Source organism: Mobilicoccus pelagius NBRC 104925, assembly GCF_000247995.1.
Lineage (GTDB): Bacteria > Actinomycetota > Actinomycetes > Actinomycetales > Dermatophilaceae > Mobilicoccus > Mobilicoccus pelagius.
In genome coordinates this window covers 1-1081 of record NZ_BAFE01000055.1, presented here as the reverse complement: position 1 = coordinate 1081, position 1081 = coordinate 1, and the positions used below count along the sequence as shown (strand labels likewise).

Sequence of the window (1081 nt, the reverse complement as noted above, 5' to 3'; positions counted from 1 at the left end):
CGAGGTCAGCCGGTCAGTGCCTCACCTGCTTCGGTGAGCATTCTATCCAGGACTTCGGCGGGTGTGTCGAAATCGAGGGTTTGTCGGGGTCGGCCGTTCAGGAGGTAGGCGACGTTGTCGAGGTCGGTTTGTGAATGGATGGACAGGTCGGTGCCCTTGGGGAAGAACTCGCGTAGGAGTCCGTTGGTGTTTTCGTTGCTGCCGCGCTGCCACGGGGAGTGGGGGTCGGCGAAGAACACGGGGATCCCGGTCGCGATGGTGAACCGGGCGTGCCGGGTCATCTCCCGGCCCTGGTCCCAGGTCAGCGACCGGCGCAGCAGCTGCGGCAGGCGTCCCATCGCCTGAGTGAGCAGCAGCGCGACGCGGTCGGCGTTGTGGTCATAGGGCACCCGCTGCAGGATCACGAACCGCGTCGACCGCTCCACGAGGGTGATGATCGCCGACCGGTTCCCCGCACCCATGATCAGATCACCCTCCCAGTGCCCGGGCACGGCACGGTCTTCGGCCTCGGCCGGACGCTGGCTGATCATGATCTTGTCCGGGATCGCCTCCCGTTTCGCCGTGATCGCGGCCCGCTGCGCCCGGGAGACTCGGACGGTCCCGCCACGACGCAAGACGCCCTTCAGATCGGCCCGCAACGCGCCTCGGGCTTGGCAGTACAGAGCCTGATAGATCGCTTCGTGAGACACCCGCAACTCTGGCGCGTCCGGGTGGTCCTTGGCCAGCCGGCAGGAGATCTGCCGCGGCGACCACCGCTGCGCCAACCCCGCGTTCACTGCCTCCAGCAGCCGCGAGCACGCCTCGACCTTCCGCTGCTTCGGGCGTGCCCGCCGCGCCTGCGCGAGCCACTCGGCCGTATGCGCTCGATACCCCGCCCGGCCCCCACACCGAGCGATCTCCCGATTCACCACACCGTGATCCCGCCCCAGACCGGCCGCGATCACCCGCCCCGACAACCCCGCCGCGATACCCCGCGAGATCTCCTCCCGCTCCAGCAACGACAACCCACGACCACGCACCAGCAACCCCTCCCACCCGGACCCTCACATCATCCCAGGCGAGGCACTGACCCCTTTACCCC

General features: G+C 68.4%; 1 protein-coding gene. It reads right to left on the bottom strand.

The window, feature by feature from the left end; all coding sequences use genetic code 11:
- Window positions 1-5: 5 nt before the first annotated feature.
- On the bottom strand, window positions 6-1004 hold the full coding sequence (locus tag MOPEL_RS08645; protein WP_444542957.1) for an IS30 family transposase: 999 nt from the start codon (window positions 1002-1004) through the stop codon (window positions 6-8).
- Window positions 1005-1081 lie beyond the last annotated feature (77 nt).